Here is a 16,781-nt window from a genome sequence, read left to right on the forward strand (position 1 = left end):
TCCGGGCGGCGGGCGGGGCGGACGCGCGGGTGACGAAACGCGCGATGACCCGTGCGCCGGTCTTTCGAGTGGGTGGGATCGTCGAAGCCGAGGCGGTGGTCGAGTGGGTTCGCGACCACGAGGCCGGCCTCGCGAGCGCTGCCGAGTCCACCACTTCCCACGGTGAACTCGTCGAGATCACGCCCTACGCGGTGGGTGATTCGGTCTTCCTCCGCTTCGGCTACGACACCAAGGACGCGATGGGGATGAACATGGCGACGATCGCCACCCGTGAGGCCTGTGACGTTGTCGAGAGCGAGACACCCGCCGAGCTCGTCGCGCTCTCGGGCAACCTCTGTACGGACAAGAAACCCGCCGCGATCAACGCCGTCGAGGGGAGGGGGAGAAGCGTGGTCGCCGACGTGCGGATCCCGAACGACGTGGTCGAGGAGCGCCTCCACGCCACGCCCGAGGCGGTCGCCGAACTCAACACCCGGAAGAACCTCGTCGGGTCGGCGAAGGCGGGTGGGTTGGGGTTCAACGCCCAGGCCGCGAACGTCGTCGCCGCCGCCTTCCTCGCCACCGGTCAGGACGCCGCCCAGGTCGTCGAGGGCTCGAACGCGATCACCACTATCGACGCCCGCGAGGACGAACTCTACGCCAGTGTCTCGCTCGCGAGCCTCGAAGTCGGCACCGTCGGCGGCGGCACGAAACTACCCACACAGGCGGAAGCGCTCTCGCTGCTCGGGGTGCGCGGCGGCGGGAGTCCCCCCGGATCGAACGCCGACACGCTCGCCGAGGTCATCGCAGCGGGTGCGCTCGCGGGCGAACTCTCCCTCCTGGGGGCGCTGGCCTCCCGGCACCTGTCGAGCGCCCACGAGGAGCTCGGCCGATAGCTTGCGTCGGCAGTCGGTACGCACATCCCGTCCGAGCGAGAACAGGGGGTATGGCGATCGACCACATCACCGCCGAGGCCGACCTAGTCAGAACCGCCCTCCAGCAGAAGTACCTCGACGACGCCGGCGAGCCGGTCGTTCGGGTCGATCCGGACGGGAACGCCGACCTCTTCGTCCACGAGGACGGCTTCGACAACCCCGAGGGCGACATCGACCAGCCCGACGAGGGCGTCGACATCCGCCCCGAGCGCTTCGTCGGGAGCGACCTCGACCTCCCGGCCGACGACGACGACCTGAGCGAGGACGAACTCGAAACCCTCACCGAACGCCTCGGCTCCGAACTCGAAGCCGCACTCGCCGAGGAGGTCGACCTCAACGCCGACCGCGAGGAGAGCGAGAACGTCGTCCCGGTCGAGTACTCGACCAAGGGCCCCTGAGCCGGCGCTGGACGAGACCCGAAGATCAGCCTTTCACTACAGTAATCGATACCGGCCGTCGTGTCGGCTCACCGCGCCCCGCTGAGACAGCCGTTCGAGCGCGCGTTCGGTGTAGTCGGCCGGGACCCCGTCCCGTTCGGCGTGCGCGACGACGTTCGATTCGGTGGGGTTGTCGAGGTCGGCGATGGAATCGCGAACGACCTCCATCCGGCTCTTGCTCCCACCCGATTCGGTGGCCGCCTCGCCCGCCGCGGCCGTTCGTTCGGCGTCGAGCCCCGACCTCTCGAGGTACTCCGCGTCGCTCATCCCGCCGGCCTCGGCCTGCGATTCGAGAGTCGAGAAGGAGTCGAGTTCGTCGGGTGCGTGGTCGCTCCGGGCGGCGAGCAGCCGGGTGCGGGCCTCGCGTGCGGCGTCGCCCGACTCGTGCTGAGCGAACTTCTTCAGCGCCTCGAAGCGGTGACGTTTCCCACACGAGGGACAGGTCGTGGTGTCCGGTCGTCCCTCGACCACCCAGAACGCGCTGCACTCGCCGCAGCCGACCACCGCGTACATAGCGCTACTGGGGCGACGAACCGTGTTGAAGCTTTAGGTACCTCGGCGCGTGTGGAACGCATGGAGCACGTCGCAGCCGACGACGGGACGTCGCTCGAACCGATGGAAGGCGTACAGCTGACGATGCTCGCCGGCGGCGAGCGGATGAACGTCCAGGCGTTCGAGATCGAACCGGGCGCGGTGGTGCCGGCCCACAGCCACCACCACGAGCAGGCGGGCCAGGTCATCGACGGCGTGCTGACGTTCGTGACCGACGACGCCGAACACGAGGTCGGTCCCGGCGGGAGCTACGCGATCCGGAGCGAGGAACGCCACGGGGCCGAGAACCGCGGGACGGAGACGGTTCGCGGCGTGGAGCTGTTCAGCCCGCCGCGTGAGGCCCCCGACTGGGCCGAGTGAGAACCTCGAAAATCGGTCCAGTTAGGGCCGCGGTGCGGCCTTCTGCATCGCGCGTTCGGCGATGTTCCCACCGTAGTCGGCGGTGCGCGAGAGGGAGTCCACGACGAGCCCGAGCTGCTGGGCGCGCTTGGGTTCGAGGTCGCGGAACAGGCTATCGGCCTCGCGGGCGGCCTCGTCGACCGCGTCGATGTTCGCCATCGCCTCGTTCGCGAGCCGAACCGCCTCGTCGGCATCCTCGGCGAGGAAGGCGTCCATCGCGGTCTCGACGACCGCCGCGGCCTCGGTGTGGAGGGCGTCGAGCGCCGCGGCGACTTCCTCGGAGACGCCGTCGTTCGTCGCTGCGACCTCCGCGATCTTGGTGGCGTGGTCGGCGACGCGTTCGAGCTGACGCGCGCTCGAGTGGTAATCGAAACACGTCTCGCGCGGGAGGCCGACCTCGGTGGCGGCGTTCGGGTCGCGGAGCACGCTCCGGAAGACGCGTGCGGTCATGTACCAGAGCCGGTCGACGTCGTCGTCGCGCTCGGTGACGTCGTCCGCGAGGTCCGCGTCGGCCTCGCGGAGGGCCGTGACAGCGTCGCCGAGCATGGTGAGCGCGACGAGCCGCATTCGGGTGATGGCGTTGTGGACCGAGAGCTCCGAGGAGTCGAGCAGGTCCTGGAGCGTTACTCGGTCGGCGGTCTCCTCGATGACTTCGAGACCGACGAGCCCCTGGGTCGCCTGACGGATGGTGCGGCGCTGGGCGGCGTCGACGTTCGCGGTTTCGAGCGTGATGACGTCGAAGCCGCTGACGTACATCGTGACCACCGCCCGGGTGAGCTCCGCACCCTCGAGACCCGTCACGTCGAGCGTTCCCTCCGTGGCGGCGTCCTCGCGACGTGGCGCGAGCAACAGCGAGTCGTCCTCGGGGTAGAACTCGACTTCGCTGCCGGCCTCGATGCCGTGGTCGGTCGCCCACGCCTTCGGCAGCGAGACGGTGTAGGTCGAACCGCCCGTGACCTGGACCTTGCGGGTCTCCATACCCGAAGTCGGAACGCCCACCCCAATAAATCTACTCAATAATATATAGCACACCTCGTGTATCTCCGAAGCAACGTCGAATCGTCGTACATTGTGAAGGGAAGGCTCTAGAGCAGTATTTACAACTATATCTTAGTTCGTTATGCTATATAGCTTGTTTCGAACGGCGATCGTCTCGGCGAAGGATACATTAGCCGAAGAGGCCGACGGAGGGCTATGCCCCGCGAAAGCTATCAGGCCCAACTCGAAGCCCTCCGCGAGGACGTCCTCTACATGAGCGAGGTCGTGCTCGAACGCCTCCGGATGGGGCTCGACGCGCTCGCCAGGAAGGACGACCGGCTCGCCCGGAAGGTCATCGAGGGCGACGACGAGATCAACGGGATGTACCTCGACCTCGAAGGCGACTGTATCGACCTCTTCGCGCTCCAACAGCCCGTCGCGGGCGACCTCCGGTTCATCGCCTCCTCGTTCAAGGTCATCACCGACCTCGAACGCATCGCGGACCTCGCCACCAACCTCGGCGAGTACACCTTCGACGCCGACCGCGACGTCTTCCCGGAGGTCGACGTCCAGGCCATCGGCGAGTTCGCCGAGACGATGGTGGCCGACGCGATGGCGGCCTACGCGGCCGGCGACGCGGAGGCCTGCTACGCCATCGACGAGCGCGACACCGAACTCGACGAGCGGTGCGAGCGCGCCTCCGACACCGTGGTCCGCGAGCTCATCGGGATCGAGGGCGACCCCGTCGACGACGTCGACCAGCTCATGACCGACGTCTCCCGGTTGCTGCTCACGATCCGCGACCTCGAACGCGTCGGCGACCACGCCGTCAACATCTCCGCACGGACCCTCTACATGGTCGAGAACGACGACGAACTCATTTTCTAACCGCCCACCCACTTTTTTACTCCTCGGGTTGGCTCACTCCGTCGCCAACCGCTCGTCGCAAAACCTGGACTAAAAACCGCCGCTCGTTCGGCCTCCGGCCTCACTCGCGGTACGATCGCTAACCCGCCTCCGCACAGTACCGCCAGCCGCTCCGGCACCACACCGCCGAAGCCCTCAGTCGCTCGTTTCACTCGCTCCTTCGCCCTTCATCCACCAGGAAAACGCCAGCAGCAGCACCGCCGCCGCACGGCGACCGCACCGCGACCGCCGCCCCGCCGTCAGTCGGGCCGTTCCATCCGGAACCGGTCGCCGGTGTGGCAGTAGTAGCTCCCCGACAATCGGCCGACGGCGTCGACTTTCGTCACGTCGAGTTTGCCGTCCGTCGTCACGCCGTCCGCGAGGTGGGCGAGCGCGACCTCGCCGAGCACCATGGTGTTCGACCCGATCTCGACGGCGTCGTAGAGTTCGCACTCGAAGGCGACCTCGATCCCCGCGACGCGGGGCGGGTCGACCCGTTCTGAGGGCGTGGTTTCGAGCCCCGCGTGCTCGAACTCGCTCTCGCCCGGCGCGAGGGTGGCGCTCGTGGCGTTCATCGCTTCCGCGAACGGTTCCGTCACGACGTTGACGACGAACTCCTCGGTCTCCAGTGCGTTGCGCGCCGAATCCGCGAGCCCCTCGGGCCGGTCCGGCCGCGCGCTCGGCGCGAACATCACCACTGGTGGATCGACGTTGACCACGTTGAAGAAGGAGTACGGCGCGAGATTGAGTCCCCCGTCCGCAGCCATCGAACTCACCCACGCGATCGGCCGCGGCACCACCGCTCCCGCGAGGGTCCGATAGAACGAATCGACCGTCTCCGGGTCGACCTTCATCGCCGACCGCCCCCGACGCGCAACCCACGTCGCCGCGCTCGGCAGAACTGCTCCGACATAGCTACCGACCCGAGGGGGCACGCCGGCATACGACTGCCGATACCCGAACCGATGTTCGGGAACCCCGTCCCCATGCCCTATGGTCTTTTGTCGGCGTGCGCTGGAGGGGTGGTATGCTCGTCATCGAGAACGCGACCGTCGTGGACGTCGACGGCGCACGGGACGGACCGCTGACCATCGAGAACGGCGAAGTCGCGGATATCGGGGAGACTCCCGACGATCCGGATACCGTCATAGACGGCGACGGCGGCGTGGTCGCGCCGGGCCTCGTCGATTCACACGTCCACATCGCGATGGACGGCCGGCCGAACACCGAGTCGGTCCGCTCGGACTCGACCCCGACACTCGCCTACCGCGCCGCGAAGAACCTGCGCGAGACCGTCGAGGCCGGGGTCACGACGGTCCGCGACCTCGGCTCGCCTGGCACGCTCGGCCCCGACACCCGCGACGCGATCGCCGACGGCTCCATCCCCGGTCCGCGGGTGGTGCCGTGTGGCTCACCGGTCGTGATCACCGGCGGGCACGGCCACTGGTTCGGTCGCGAGGCCGACGGGCCCGCGGAAGTCCGAAAGGCCGTCCGCGAACAACTGAAGAAGGGCGCTGAGGTCGTGAAGACGATGGCCACCGGCGGCGTGCTCACCGAGGGAGCCGAGATCGGCGGCTTCGAGATGTCGCCCGCCGAACTCGACGCGCTGGTGGACGCGGCGAGCGCGAAGGGTCGACCGACCGCCGCCCACTGCCACGGTGCGACCGGGATCGAGAATGCCGTGCGAGTCGGGATTTCGAGCGTCGAGCACGGCACGTTCATGGACCGCGAGGCCGCCGAACTCATGGCCGAGAACGACACCTACTGGGTGCCGACGGCCTCCGCGCTCTCCGGCATCACCGAGAACGGGAGCGAGGCCGGCATCCCGAAGTGGGCCGTCGAGAAGGCCGAACAGGCCGCGGCGGCCTTCGAGGACGCCTGGGACCACGCGCTCGACGCGGGGGTCCCGATCGCGATGGGCACCGACGCCGGCACGCCGTTCAACCACCATCGGGACGCCGCCACCGAACTCGAACGGATGGTCGAGCACGGCCTGTCCCCCGAAGCCACCTTCGAGGCCGCGACCGTGAACGCCGCCGACCTGCTCGGGCTCGACGACGTCGGCAGGCTCGAACCGGGTGCGCGCGCCGACTGCGTGGTGCTCGATAGCGACCCCCGAGAGGACGTGAGCGTCTACGCCGCCCCGAAGACGGTCGTCGCGAACGGCGTCGTGGTCTGAGGCTCCCCCTATTCCACCGGGTCGACGTTCGCGGTGTCGGATACGTCCTCGAACGCTTCCTTCGAGAGTTCCATGTTGACGGTCGCACCGACCACGGAGCCATCGGCGACGGCGGCGGCTATCGAGGGTGGATAGCCGCTGGACGCGTCGCCCGTCACGAAGAGACCCGAAACAGCGGTGAAACCGAACCCGTGCTGGGATTGCGTCGTCTCGACGACGCCCATCCGATTCACGTCGAGCCCGAGTCGATCCGGAAGCTCGCTGTGTTGCTCCATCGGCGGCGGATAGAAGAGCGCGCGGCGAGCGACGTCGCGACCGTCCGCGAGGGAGACGCTTTCGAGCCCGTCCTCGGAGCCGTCGAGCCCGATGATCGGTTCGTCCTCGATCGCGATACCGCGCTCGGCGAACATCGACCGTGTCTCCGCGTCGAGGACGTCCTGCCCATCGGTGAAGACGACGAGGTCCCGACTCAGGTTGTAGATGAGTTTCGCGTAGTCGGGCAGGTGCGGGTGTTCGTCCCTGATGAGGACCCCCAGCGGTTCGTCGCGGACTTCGTAGCCGTGGCAGTAGGGACAGTGATACACCCCGTTCCCCCACAGCGCTTCGAAGCCGTCGGTCTCGGGGAGCACGTCACGCACCCCGGTCGCGACGACGATCTTCTCGCTCGTGACCGTCTCGCGGGTATCGAGCGTGACGGCAAATCCGGGTTCGTCCTCCGTGACGGCGGTCACCCGAGCATCTCGAAACTCGCCACCGTACTCGGCGACCTCCTCGCGACCCAACCGACGGAGCTCCGTGGGTGCGACACCGTCCCTGGTCAGATAGCCGTGGGCCTCGTCGGCCGGCCCGTTCCGTGGCTCGTCGTCGTCACAGACCAGTACGTCACGGCGTGAGCGCCCCAACTGAAGCGCGGCGCTGAGGCCTGCTGGCCCGCCACCGACGACGACCACATCGTACGCGGGACGTCCTCCACCGGAAGCGTTGTTGCTCTCCACAGTATTAACTACGACACCAATCTTAATAACTTCTCTGGACGGGATGTGAATCGCTCGGCGACGCTCGCACGAGAGAAATGGAGGTACCCCCTCGTTCCCACGTCGCCACTACTCACGCCGTCTGTGAACTGTGGAGACGTGGTGAGTGGTCGAAAGAAGTCCGCCGACGTCCCGTGGTTCAGTCGTCGCCGAGCGCGTTGCCGAGCAGGGTGAGCGCCGCACCGAGCAGCGCCGCGTTCTTGAGGAAGTTGATCCGCTCGCCCTGGCGCTGGCCCTCACCCTCCTCGTAGTTCCAGAAGTCGTGCATCTGGGGGGTCACGCCGGCGAGGAACGCGATGACCGCGCCCGCGGCGAGCACGGGGAACAGCCCCAGTGCGACGCAGACGCCGCCGACCGCGAGCATGCCGCACGCGAACGGAACGAGTTTGTCGGCCATCGGGACGCCCTCGGATTCGGCGTAGGCGATCGCCCCCTCCATGTCCTGAAAGTGGTTGAGGCCCATGAACGCGAGCAGGCCGCCGAAGACGATCCGGCCGAGCCGCGAGAACACGTTCATCGGTCGGCCTCCACACCACGCTGTTCGCCGTCGATACCGGTCGTTCGGATCTGTAGATTCGTCACAACGGTCCGAAGGGGTGTGGCCTACATAGCTCTTGGTGGACGGCGGGGTAACCCGCTGACATCGATGTCAGCACCCCCGCCGAGCGAACGCCTCGATTCGTTGCTCGAAAAACGGCACTGGTCGACCGCGACCGCCTCAGAACAGCCCGATGCCGAGTGCGTACGGCCACTCGACGCCACTCACCGCGAGGAGCGCGAGCGCACCGCCAGCGAGGGCCGCGTTCTTCTGGAAGGCGGTCAGTTCACTACCTCGCTGGTCGTCGGGTGCCGCCCAGAAATCGTGCATGGTGACGGCCGAGACGGCCAGGAACACGAGGAGCGCGCCCGCACCGAGCGTGGGAAACACGCCGAGGACGACCGCGAGGCCACCGAGCACCAGCTGTCCACCGGAGAGCGGCACCAGCACGCTCGCCGCCGGGATACCCTTCGACTCCGCGTAGGGCGCGAGTCCGTCGGCGTTCGTGAGGTGTCCGATCCCCATGTACGCGAGCACCCCGCCGAAGAGTATCCGGGCGACCAGAAACAGCACGCCGGCCCCCGCCGCGTCGAAAGCCCCCGTCTGGAGGGGGATCACTCGTTCATCACCGACCGATACGTCACTTCGTCGAATCGTACTATCGATATCACGACGTTAGCTGGTTACGATACGAACCTATATATCTGCTCGCGGACATAGGAGCCACCAGATAACAACGATGTCATCACAACAGGTCGTCCCGACGGAGGGGCCGTGTGCGGTCGTCGAATCGCTTGGCCAGATCGGCTCGCAGTGGCGACTGGTCGTGCTCTACGAACTCCTCGACGGCGAGCAGCGGTTCAACGAACTCAAGCGCTCGACCGACGCCAACGCCCGCACCCTCTCGCGCGTCCTCGACGACCTCCGGGAGTCGGGGCTGGTCGAGCGCCGCGCCGAGACCGACGCCCCGATCGCGACCTACTACCGCCTCACCGAGAAGGGCGCGGCGCTCTGTCCGGTCTTCGACGAGGTCGAGGCCTGGGCCGACGACTGGCTCTAGGACCCCACCTTTCACGTCCCCACCTTTTGCTGCGGTCGCTCGTTCGCCTTCGGCTCACTCGCTCCCTGGCAAAATGTGGATCAAAAGCGCATCGGGTTCCCACCGGAAGAGCTTCGCTCTTCCGTGCTCTCGCTCGCTTCGCTCGCGAGAACTGCGGTCACCCTCGCGCCCGCTCGCTCCCTCCGGTCGCTCGCGGTAGGATCACTACCACCTCCGCAACCGCAACCGCACAGCACCGCGACCGCCGAAGCCCTCGGCGCGCTCGCTCCGCTCACGGGTCACTCCGTTCCCCGTTCGCATCCGAGGTTCTCCCTTCGGTCGAACCTCGCTCCGCTCGCGGTGCTCGTTTCACTCGCACTCCCGCCTCGCCCTTCATCCGCCAGGTCCGCACCGCAACCGCCGCCACGCGGCGGCCGCACCGCCACCCGCACCGCAACCGCCGCCGCACCGCAGCGGCTGGCTATCCGTGTGTGTACCCACGGTCGGGAAGTGGCTCGCCGTCGAGTGAGATCCCGTCTTCGACCACCGTCCCGATTCGCGTGACCGCCACGTCGGTCGCGTCTCGGGCGGCTTCGAACTCGTTCTCGGGAACCGTGAACAGCAACTCGAAATCCTCGCCGAAGAAGGTCCCGAGTTCGCGTCGGTCGTCTCGATCCTCGGCGACCGAGTCGACCGACTCGTCGATGGGGAGCGGGGTCCGGACCGCGAAGCCGCAACCGCTCGCGTCGGCCAACTGGTGGATCGACCGTGCGAGCCCGTCCGAGACGTCCATCATCGCGCTCGCGTGCGGGCGGAGGGCTCGTCCCGCTGCTACTCTCGGGGTGAATCGAAAGAGGTCGTTCGCGCGCTCGATCTCGCCCGCCTCGAACAGCCGAAGCGCCGCACCACTCCGCCCGAGGCTCCCCGTGACACAGACCGCCTCGCCGACCGCCGCGCCCGAGCGGAGGACCGGGTCCGTCGTGCGGCCGACCGCCGTCGTCGAGACGGTGAACTCCTCGTGGGTGTCGAGGTCGCCGCCGACGTACGAGGCCCCCACCGCCTCGCAGACGGCCTGTGCGCCGTCGACGAATTCGAGGAGCCCCTCGTCGAACTCGGGGGCGGCGTAGACCGCGAGCGCGGCGCGGGCGTCGGCTCCCATCGCCGCCACGTCCGAGAGCGACGCGCCGACCGCGCGCCAGCCCGCCGTGTAGCGGGTGACTCCGGCCGGAAAGTCCGTGGTCTCGTGGAGCATGTCGGTGGTGAGCACGAGGTCCTCGACCACCGCACAGTCGTCGCCGGCGGCCGGGAGACGTCCACCGAGGCGTTCGAGTGCCGCCCGCTCGTCCATGGACCGGATCGGTCGGCCCGCGACAAAACCCGTCCGGTCGGAAACCCCGCCACCGGACGTGTTTCGGAGGGTTCATGCCACGGTCGGTCGTTCGACCGACATGATACGCGAGGGCGACCTCAGAACCACGCTCGTGGGGTTCGCGGGTGCGCTCTGTGTGCTCGCCGTCCTCTTCTGGTTCGTCGGCGTCAGGGACGTCGTCTCCGCCCTCTCGATGGCGAGCCCACCCGTGCTCGTGGTCATCGTGGTGGTCGCGACCTGCTGGCTCACCGCCTGGGGACTCTCGCTTCGTACGGTGCTCGGCGTGCTCGGCGCGCCGATCACGATCCCCTCCGCGGTCCTCGTCTTCGCCGGCGCGACGTTCGCCAACAACGTCACCCCGTTCGGCCAGGCCGGCGGCGAACCCGTGAGCGCGCTGCTCGTCTCGCGGGCCTCCGACAGCGAGTACGAGACCGGTCTCGCCGCCATCGCGAGCGTCGACGCGCTCAACTTCGTCCCCTCGATCGTGCTCGCACTCCTCGGGCTGGGCTACTTCGCCACCACGATCACCTTCGGCCAGAACCTCGAGTTCGTGGCGGTCGTCGTGGTCGCGTTCGCCATTCTACTCGTCGCGGCGGCCTACTTCGGCTGGCGGAACCGCTACCGGGTCGAACACGCCGCCGTGGACAAACTCACACCGCTGATCCGGTGGGTCTCGGGAGCCCTCCCGCGCGTCTCCCCGCCGACGGAGGACGCGCTCGAACGCCGTATCGAGGGCTTCTTCACCGCCGTCGAACGCGTCGGCACCAACCCACGGGGACTCCTGCTCGCACTCTCGTTCTCCGCGCTCGGGTGGATCGGGCTCGCGACCTCGCTCTGGCTCTCGCTGTTCGCGCTCGGCTACACCGTCCCGCCCGCCGTGGTGCTCGTCGCGATCCCCGCGGGCGCGATGGCCGGCGTCACGCCGCTTCCCGGTGGGCTGGGTGGCGTGGAGATCGTCCTCGGCGCGCTCGTGAGCGCGACCACCGGCGGCATCCCCTCGGCAACGATCGTCGCCGCCGTCGCCATCCACCGCGGCGCGACCTACTTCCTCCCGACGGTGATCGGCGGCGGTACCGCCGCTATCCTCGCCGACCGGTGACGGGATCGCGCCCCCTCACCGTCCACCGTGGCGCGCGGTAGCGGTCGGCGCGAACGACGGTGAGCGCCGAGCGCTGATACCGTGTGAGGGATGAGCACCGAAGCGAACGAGCCGAAGGCGAGTGAGCGAGGAGCGCAGTCGGCTGGGGAGGCGTGTGGTCGTCGTGGGGCGGTGCTGTGCGGTAGCGGGGCGGTCTCTCGTTTGTGTCGGGACTCGTCTCCGAATCCGAATCGAACCGAGAAAAACCCTCTCCGAACGGCTCCGTGTCCCGCACTTTCACCTAGTCGAGTCGGTCGGCGAACCCGAACCGGGGTTTCACGTCCTCGACCCGGACCGCGACCTCCTCGCCCTCGTCGGCATTCCGGACGAACAGGGTGTACTCCTCGACCTTCGCGATGCCGTCGCCCTCGTCGCCGGTGTCGGTGATCGCGACCACCAGTTCGTCGCCCGGCTCGACCGGCGCGGTCATCCGACCCTTCCCCACGAGATAGAGCTCCGAGGACTCGTCGCGCGAGGCGTCGGGGCGAACAGTCCTGACGTACTCGAACTCGGCGTCGACGTCGGCTTCGAGCGCGTCGAGGTCCCGGCCGTCGAAGACCTTCGCCACGAAGTCGCCACCCGGCGCGAGCACGTCGAGCGCCACGTCGAGCGCCTGCCGGGCGAGGTAGACCGAGCGCGCGTGGTCGAGGTCGTACTCGCCGGTCATGTTCGGGGCCATATCCGAGAGCACGACGTCCGCCTCGCCGATCCGCTCCGCGAGGTCCGTCTGGACGTCCTCGTCGGTGAGGTCGCCGCGAACGGTCTCGACCCCCTCCAACGACTCGATCCGCTGGCGGTCGACGCCCACCACGCGACCGGTGCCAACGCGCTCGGCGGCGACCTGGAGCCAGCCACCCGGCGCGGCCCCGAGGTCGACCACGGTGTCGCCGTCCTCGAAGAGGGTCGCCGTCTCGTCGAGCTGCTGGAGCTTGTAGGCCGATCTGGACCGATAGCCCTGCTGTTTCGCCTTGTTGTAGTACTCGTCTCGGCCGCTCATGCCCCCTCTCGGGGCCCGGAACGCTTGTGGATCCCGGTTCGCGGGTCCTTGGGTCCTCAGTTGTTCCCGGTGGCGATGTTCGCGACCTCCGTGCGGTCGAACAGCTGTTCGTCCTCCGGGATCTCGGGGTAGGGATCCCCACTGGAGTAGTCGGGCCACTCGCCGAACTGATCGGGGTAGAGCTGTTTGGCGGTCATCTCCAGTTGGAAGAGGTTCATCAGCGGGCCCTGGGTCGGGTCGCCGGAGGGGTAGACCCGGTCGTTCTGTACGGCCGTGATGTTGCTCGCCACCGAATCGTTTTCGAGGGTGTTTCGGATGTCGCCGACGTCGTAGTACGAGGCGATGCCGTATTGGTGGAGGATCACGTCGGGGTCGACCTCGAGCATCTGCTCGAAGTCGTAGGAGGTCCCGTACTCGATGTCGCTCGCGACGAACGCGTCGGTGGCCTGGAGCGGTCTGACGTGGGCGTTCCCGAAGCCGGGGCTGTTGATCTTCGAGGGGTAGAACGTCCCGTCCATGAAGAGGAGTTCGGCCACCGCGGGTCGCTCGCTCTTCGGCGGGAGGTTCGACCGGATCCGCTGTACGAGGTCGTCGTGGATCGACGCGAGCCGCTGGAACCGGTCGTGCTGCTGGAAGACCCGTGAGATCTTTTCGGCGATCTGCCAGAGGGTGTAGTACTGGTAGTCGCTCCGGTAGGGTTTCGGCGGCTGGGTGTTGTCGCGGCTGTAGTTGTTGCCGAACCACGGGGCGACGTTGCTCTGGATCTCCGTGACGTCGGATTGGCTCCAGCCATCGAACGAAACGACGAGTGCAGGATCGATGAGGTGGAGGTCCGAATCGAGCTCGTAGAACAGCTCCTTGCTGACGCTGATGCCACTGGACCCACCCTCGTTGAGCTGCTGGAGCCCGCTGCTGTCGAAGGAGACGCCGTCGAGACGCTCGTAGTACGCGCTGAGGGTGTTCCCGCCGGCCTCCGCACTGAACCCGAGCGAGTTCACGGCGTCGCCGGCACCGAACGCGACCATCGAATCCGTGGCGTACAGACTGTAGACCATGACCTCCTCCGGAACGCCGTCGAAGCTCACCTCGCCCGCGGGGGCCATCGAGACCGAGTACGACCCCGACGTGCCCGAGGACTGGGTCGACTCCGCCGTCCCCGCCGCCCCGGACGTGTCCGTTCCCGAATTCGATCCCGAGCCGTTGGTTGCGTCGGTTCCGGCCCCCGAGTCCCTGCTCGTCGAGTTTCCGCCCTCACCGCCGGAACCGCTACTGCAACCGGCGAGCAGCCCGCCGCCGAGCACCACCGCACCGGACCGCAGCCACTGTCGCCGTGACACCGTCCCGTCAGTCGAAGGATCGTTCGCCATGTCGTTAGGCCTGCCTAAAACAGTAAATCGGTTTCGGTCCTCGATACGATGGGGCCTGGGAGCGAACGCGCATCTTTTATAAGCTGCCTGTTCGTACCGCGGTCATGTTCAACGCGATCGTGAGCGCGGGGACCCTGCGGACGGCCCTCGACTCGGTGAGCGTCCTCGTCGAAGAGTGTAAGCTCCACCTCAACGAGGATCAGGTCGAGATCCGGGCGGTGGACCCCGCGAACGTGGGGATGGTCGACCTCACGCTCTCGGCCACCGCCTTCGAATCCTACGAGGCCGACGGCGGGGTCATCGGGGTCAACCTCTCGCGCCTCCAGGACATCGCCGGGATGGCGGGCGGCGACGACCTCGTCCACCTCGAACTCGACGAGGAGACCCGGAAACTCCACATCTCGATCGACGGGCTGGAGTACACCCTCGCGCTCATCGACCCCGACTCCATTCGACAAGAACCCGACATCCCCGACCTCGACCTCCCCGCGACGATCGTGCTCGAAGGCCGCGACATCAATCGCGCGGTGAAGGCCGCCGACATGGTCTCCGACCACATCGCGCTCGGTGTAAACGAGGCCGACGAGCAGTTCTACGTCGACGCCGAGGGCGACACCGACGACGTCCACTTCGAGCTCGACAACGACGACCTCATCGACCTCACCGCCGGTCCCGCCCACTCCCTCTTCTCGCTCGACTACCTGAAGGACATGAACAAGGCGATCCCCGGCGACGCGGAGGTCACCCTCGACCTCGGCGAGGAGTTCCCCGTCAAGCTCCACTTCGACATCGCCGAAGCCGAAGGGAGTGTCACCTACATGCTCGCGCCGCGCATCCAGTCGGACTGAACACCCACTTTTTTCGACGGGGGAATCGCGCTCGCTGCGCTCGCGCTCAACCCCCGCCCAAAAACCTGGACTAAAAAGGGCCGCTCGTTCGGCTTCGCCTCACTCGCGGTACAACTACTACCAACCGCACAGCAACCGCCACCGCCTCCGCCGAAGCCCTCGTTCACGCCTCCGGCGTTCACTCGCCCTTCATCCACCAGGACCGCACCGCAACCGCCCGGCGGCCGCGGCTCCATCACGACCGACCCGCCGCTCACTCGTCGGGATACTTCGGCTCGCGTCGCTCGGCGCGTTCGAGCGCGCGCTCGATCACGCTCCGAACGTCGCCGTGGAACTCGCCGCCGTGGCCGGCGTACATCCGCTCGACGCCGTCGGGCAGTCGGTCGAGGATCCGCTGAATGCTCTCGATGAGTTCCTCGCGGGACTGACCGGCCATGTCCGTTCGGCCGAAGCTCCCGTCGTCGAACGCGCCGTCGTCGTGGACCACGACGTCGCCCGAGAAGATCGTCGTCTCCGAGACCAGGGAGACGTGGTCGTCGGCGTGGCCCGGCGTGTGGACCACCTCGAAGGATTCGTCGCCGATCTCGACCGTGTCGCCGTCGTCGATCGCCTCGGTTCGGCGTGGATGATCGCCGTAGGCGAGGAGGTCGGCGTCGAACGCGTCGAGCACCGCGTCGAGTTCCGCGACGTGGTCGCCGTGCTGGTGGGTCAGAACCACCGCATCGAGGTCGTCGACGTGCTCGGCCACCCGGTCCTCGACGCCGGCCATCGCGCCGGCGTCGACCAGGACGTTTCGCGCGCCCTCGACCAGAAACACGTTCGCGGTGAACGTGTCCGCACCCTCGGTGACGTTGGTGATCGCCATGCCCCTCCGTCGGCGCGGCGGGCCTTTCAGCCTGCCGGCGATGGTTCGAAAATTGACAAACGATTTTTCAATGAGGACTTCATATCGTCGTGTATGGGATTCGGTAGCTACGATGAGTCCGAGCAATCGAGCCAGGACTACGACCAGGACCTCGACGAGAGCCTCGAAACCGAGGAGGCGGCCCACGCCGGCGAGGTCAGCTTCGAGTTCGGCGCGTCGAACGACGAACTCCTCGACAGGCTCGAGGACATCAAAGAGGAGTGAAGGCCGGGACCCGCGCGCTCGGGATCGCTGAATCAGCTCGCGACGACGACGACGACCGGAGCACGCTCGCGGGCTGTGTGGTCCGCGCCGACCGCGCCGTCGACGGGTTCGCGTTCGGCTCCTGTACCGTCGGCGGCACCGACGCCACCGCCGCTGTCATCGACCTCTTTTCGACGCTCGACCGCGAGGACGTCCGCTACCTTCTAATCGCGGGTATCGCGCCCGCCTGGTTCAACCTCCTCGACCTCGCTCGAATCCACCGCGCCACCGAACGACCCGTGCTCTCGGTCTCCTTCGAGGCGAGTCCAGGGCTCGAAGCCCCGCTCCGCGAGGCGTTCTCGGGCACGGCGCTCGACAGCCGGCTCGACGTCTACCGAAACCTCCCGCCACGCCACGAGCTCGCGCTCGACGACGGGACCGTGTTCGTCCGGAACGTCGGCTGCTCGGACGACGACGCCGACGACGTGGTTCGAGGGTTCACCCCCGAAGGCGGTCGACCCGAACCACTGCGGGTCGCCCGGCTCGCCGCCCGCGCCGCCGACACCTGGTGCGACCCCACGAACTGAGTTTCGAGTTGCCGACTCAGTCGGCGCTCGGTCGTGGCTCGCCGGCGTCGGCCCGCGAGCGCGCGTAGCCCACGATGGCGTAGACCACGGGCGTATCGCACAGCGCGATCAGGAGTTTGAGGAGGTACTGCCCGACCGCGAGGCCGATCAGGACCGAGCCGGGGAGCGCGCTGCCGACCCCGAGGAGCTGCGGGGCGAGGTAGAAGGCGACCCCGACGAAGATCGCGGTGTCGATCGCCTGGCTGGTCGCGGTCGAGCCGATGTTCCGGAGCCAGAGCGCGCGGCCGTCGGTGTAGCTCCTGAGCCGGTGGAAGACGAAGACGTCCCAGTTCTGGCTCACGAGGTAGGCAAGCAGGCTTCCGACCACGATGTTGGTGCTCGCGCCGAGCAC

Annotated in this window: 21 protein-coding genes; 10 read left to right on the forward strand and 11 right to left on the reverse strand. The window is 67.7% G+C overall.

Annotated features, from left to right (window positions below; translation table 11 throughout):
- The coding region (locus D3261_RS18560; protein WP_120074963.1) for a hydroxymethylglutaryl-CoA reductase at nucleotides 1–875 on the forward strand (875 nt) is incomplete at its 5' end.
- 50 nt (nucleotides 876–925) lie between these two features.
- The gene (locus tag D3261_RS18565) at nucleotides 926–1,312 is read left to right on the forward strand and encodes a hypothetical protein (RefSeq protein ID WP_120074965.1); all 387 of its coding nucleotides are present in this window, start codon (nucleotides 926–928) and stop codon (nucleotides 1,310–1,312) included.
- Nucleotides 1,313–1,348: 36 nt separating this feature from the next.
- Here the strand turns inward: D3261_RS18565 and D3261_RS18570 are convergent, their stop codons facing one another.
- Nucleotides 1,349–1,864, reverse strand: a complete 516-nt coding sequence (locus D3261_RS18570) for a DUF5817 domain-containing protein (protein ID WP_120074967.1) — start codon at nucleotides 1,862–1,864, stop codon at nucleotides 1,349–1,351.
- A gap of 60 nt (nucleotides 1,865–1,924) precedes the next feature.
- Between D3261_RS18570 and D3261_RS18575 the strand changes: the two genes are divergently transcribed.
- Entirely contained in the window at nucleotides 1,925–2,263 is a 339-nt protein-coding gene (locus tag D3261_RS18575) for a cupin domain-containing protein (RefSeq protein ID WP_120074995.1), read from the forward strand.
- A gap of 21 nt (nucleotides 2,264–2,284) precedes the next feature.
- Here the strand turns inward: D3261_RS18575 and D3261_RS18580 are convergent, their stop codons facing one another.
- Nucleotides 2,285–3,280: a phosphate uptake regulator PhoU gene (locus tag D3261_RS18580; RefSeq protein ID WP_120074968.1), complete on the reverse strand. Its 996-nt coding sequence runs from the start codon at nucleotides 3,278–3,280 to the stop codon at nucleotides 2,285–2,287.
- A 216-nt stretch (nucleotides 3,281–3,496) separates the two neighbouring features.
- On the opposite strand from D3261_RS18580, the gene phoU reads away from it, so the two are divergent.
- On the forward strand, nucleotides 3,497–4,168 hold the full coding sequence (gene phoU / locus D3261_RS18585) for a phosphate signaling complex protein PhoU (protein WP_120074970.1): 672 nt from the start codon (nucleotides 3,497–3,499) through the stop codon (nucleotides 4,166–4,168).
- Between the two features lie 278 nt (nucleotides 4,169–4,446).
- Here phoU and D3261_RS18590 read toward each other — a convergent pair whose 3' ends face one another.
- Nucleotides 4,447–5,040 (reverse strand): flavin reductase family protein, encoded by a 594-nt coding sequence (locus tag D3261_RS18590; protein WP_120074972.1) that lies wholly within the window; start codon nucleotides 5,038–5,040, stop codon nucleotides 4,447–4,449.
- A 173-nt stretch (nucleotides 5,041–5,213) separates the two neighbouring features.
- Here D3261_RS18590 and D3261_RS18595 point away from each other — a divergent pair, with 173 nt between their 5' ends.
- Complete coding sequence (locus tag D3261_RS18595) at nucleotides 5,214–6,365, forward strand: amidohydrolase family protein (protein WP_120074973.1); 1,152 nt, start codon at nucleotides 5,214–5,216, stop codon at nucleotides 6,363–6,365.
- An 8-nt stretch (nucleotides 6,366–6,373) separates the two neighbouring features.
- Here the strand turns inward: D3261_RS18595 and D3261_RS18600 are convergent, their stop codons facing one another.
- The 3 genes from D3261_RS18600 to D3261_RS18610 all read right to left on the reverse strand — a co-directional run bounded on the left by D3261_RS18600 (nucleotide 6,374) and on the right by D3261_RS18610 (nucleotide 8,555).
- A complete protein-coding gene (locus D3261_RS18600) occupies nucleotides 6,374–7,315 on the reverse strand; it encodes an NAD(P)/FAD-dependent oxidoreductase (protein WP_120074975.1) in 942 nt (313 codons plus the stop codon).
- Between the two features lie 223 nt (nucleotides 7,316–7,538).
- Nucleotides 7,539–7,916 carry a DoxX family protein gene (locus tag D3261_RS18605; RefSeq protein WP_120074977.1) on the reverse strand — a complete coding sequence of 126 codons (378 nt, stop codon included), beginning with the start codon at nucleotides 7,914–7,916 and terminating at the stop codon, nucleotides 7,539–7,541.
- A 201-nt stretch (nucleotides 7,917–8,117) separates the two neighbouring features.
- Entirely contained in the window at nucleotides 8,118–8,555 is a 438-nt protein-coding gene (locus tag D3261_RS18610; protein ID WP_120074979.1) for a DoxX family protein, read from the reverse strand.
- A gap of 121 nt (nucleotides 8,556–8,676) precedes the next feature.
- Here D3261_RS18610 and D3261_RS18615 point away from each other — a divergent pair, with 121 nt between their 5' ends.
- Entirely contained in the window at nucleotides 8,677–8,997 is a 321-nt protein-coding gene (locus D3261_RS18615; protein ID WP_120074981.1) for a helix-turn-helix domain-containing protein, read from the forward strand.
- 460 nt (nucleotides 8,998–9,457) lie between these two features.
- Here the strand turns inward: D3261_RS18615 and thiL are convergent, their stop codons facing one another.
- Nucleotides 9,458–10,324 (reverse strand): thiamine-phosphate kinase, encoded by an 867-nt coding sequence (gene thiL, locus D3261_RS18620; protein WP_120074983.1) that lies wholly within the window; start codon nucleotides 10,322–10,324, stop codon nucleotides 9,458–9,460.
- Between the two features lie 100 nt (nucleotides 10,325–10,424).
- Here thiL and D3261_RS18625 point away from each other — a divergent pair, with 100 nt between their 5' ends.
- Nucleotides 10,425–11,444 (forward strand): lysylphosphatidylglycerol synthase transmembrane domain-containing protein, encoded by a 1,020-nt coding sequence (locus tag D3261_RS18625; protein ID WP_120074997.1) that lies wholly within the window; start codon nucleotides 10,425–10,427, stop codon nucleotides 11,442–11,444.
- A gap of 280 nt (nucleotides 11,445–11,724) precedes the next feature.
- Here the strand turns inward: D3261_RS18625 and D3261_RS18630 are convergent, their stop codons facing one another.
- Nucleotides 11,725–12,480, reverse strand: coding sequence for a 23S rRNA (uridine(2552)-2'-O)-methyltransferase (locus tag D3261_RS18630; RefSeq protein ID WP_120074985.1), 756 nt, complete (start codon nucleotides 12,478–12,480; stop codon nucleotides 11,725–11,727).
- A 56-nt stretch (nucleotides 12,481–12,536) separates the two neighbouring features.
- A complete protein-coding gene (locus tag D3261_RS18635) occupies nucleotides 12,537–13,847 on the reverse strand; it encodes an ABC transporter substrate-binding protein (RefSeq protein ID WP_120074986.1) in 1,311 nt (436 codons plus the stop codon).
- A 104-nt stretch (nucleotides 13,848–13,951) separates the two neighbouring features.
- Here D3261_RS18635 and D3261_RS18640 point away from each other — a divergent pair, with 104 nt between their 5' ends.
- Complete coding sequence (locus D3261_RS18640) at nucleotides 13,952–14,695, forward strand: DNA polymerase sliding clamp (RefSeq protein WP_120074988.1); 744 nt, start codon at nucleotides 13,952–13,954, stop codon at nucleotides 14,693–14,695.
- Nucleotides 14,696–14,948: 253 nt separating this feature from the next.
- Here the strand turns inward: D3261_RS18640 and D3261_RS18645 are convergent, their stop codons facing one another.
- On the reverse strand, nucleotides 14,949–15,560 hold the full coding sequence (locus tag D3261_RS18645; protein ID WP_120074990.1) for an MBL fold metallo-hydrolase: 612 nt from the start codon (nucleotides 15,558–15,560) through the stop codon (nucleotides 14,949–14,951).
- Between the two features lie 93 nt (nucleotides 15,561–15,653).
- Here D3261_RS18645 and D3261_RS18650 point away from each other — a divergent pair, with 93 nt between their 5' ends.
- Together D3261_RS18650 and D3261_RS18655 are read left to right on the forward strand one after the other, a co-directional pair.
- Nucleotides 15,654–15,824 carry a DUF5786 family protein gene (locus D3261_RS18650; RefSeq protein ID WP_120074992.1) on the forward strand — a complete coding sequence of 57 codons (171 nt, stop codon included), beginning with the start codon at nucleotides 15,654–15,656 and terminating at the stop codon, nucleotides 15,822–15,824.
- On the forward strand, nucleotides 15,821–16,390 hold the full coding sequence (locus D3261_RS18655) for a DUF99 family protein (protein ID WP_120074994.1): 570 nt from the start codon (nucleotides 15,821–15,823) through the stop codon (nucleotides 16,388–16,390). The genes D3261_RS18650 and D3261_RS18655 overlap by 4 nt, the downstream gene beginning before the upstream one ends.
- Before the next feature lie 16 nt (nucleotides 16,391–16,406).
- Here the strand turns inward: D3261_RS18655 and D3261_RS18660 are convergent.
- A partial coding sequence (locus D3261_RS18660; protein ID WP_147465000.1) for a queuosine precursor transporter occupies nucleotides 16,407–16,781 on the reverse strand: 375 nt, incomplete at its 5' end.

Source organism: Halococcus sp. IIIV-5B, from assembly GCF_003602035.1.
Classification (GTDB): Archaea; Halobacteriota; Halobacteria; order Halobacteriales; family Halococcaceae; genus Halococcus; species Halococcus salsus.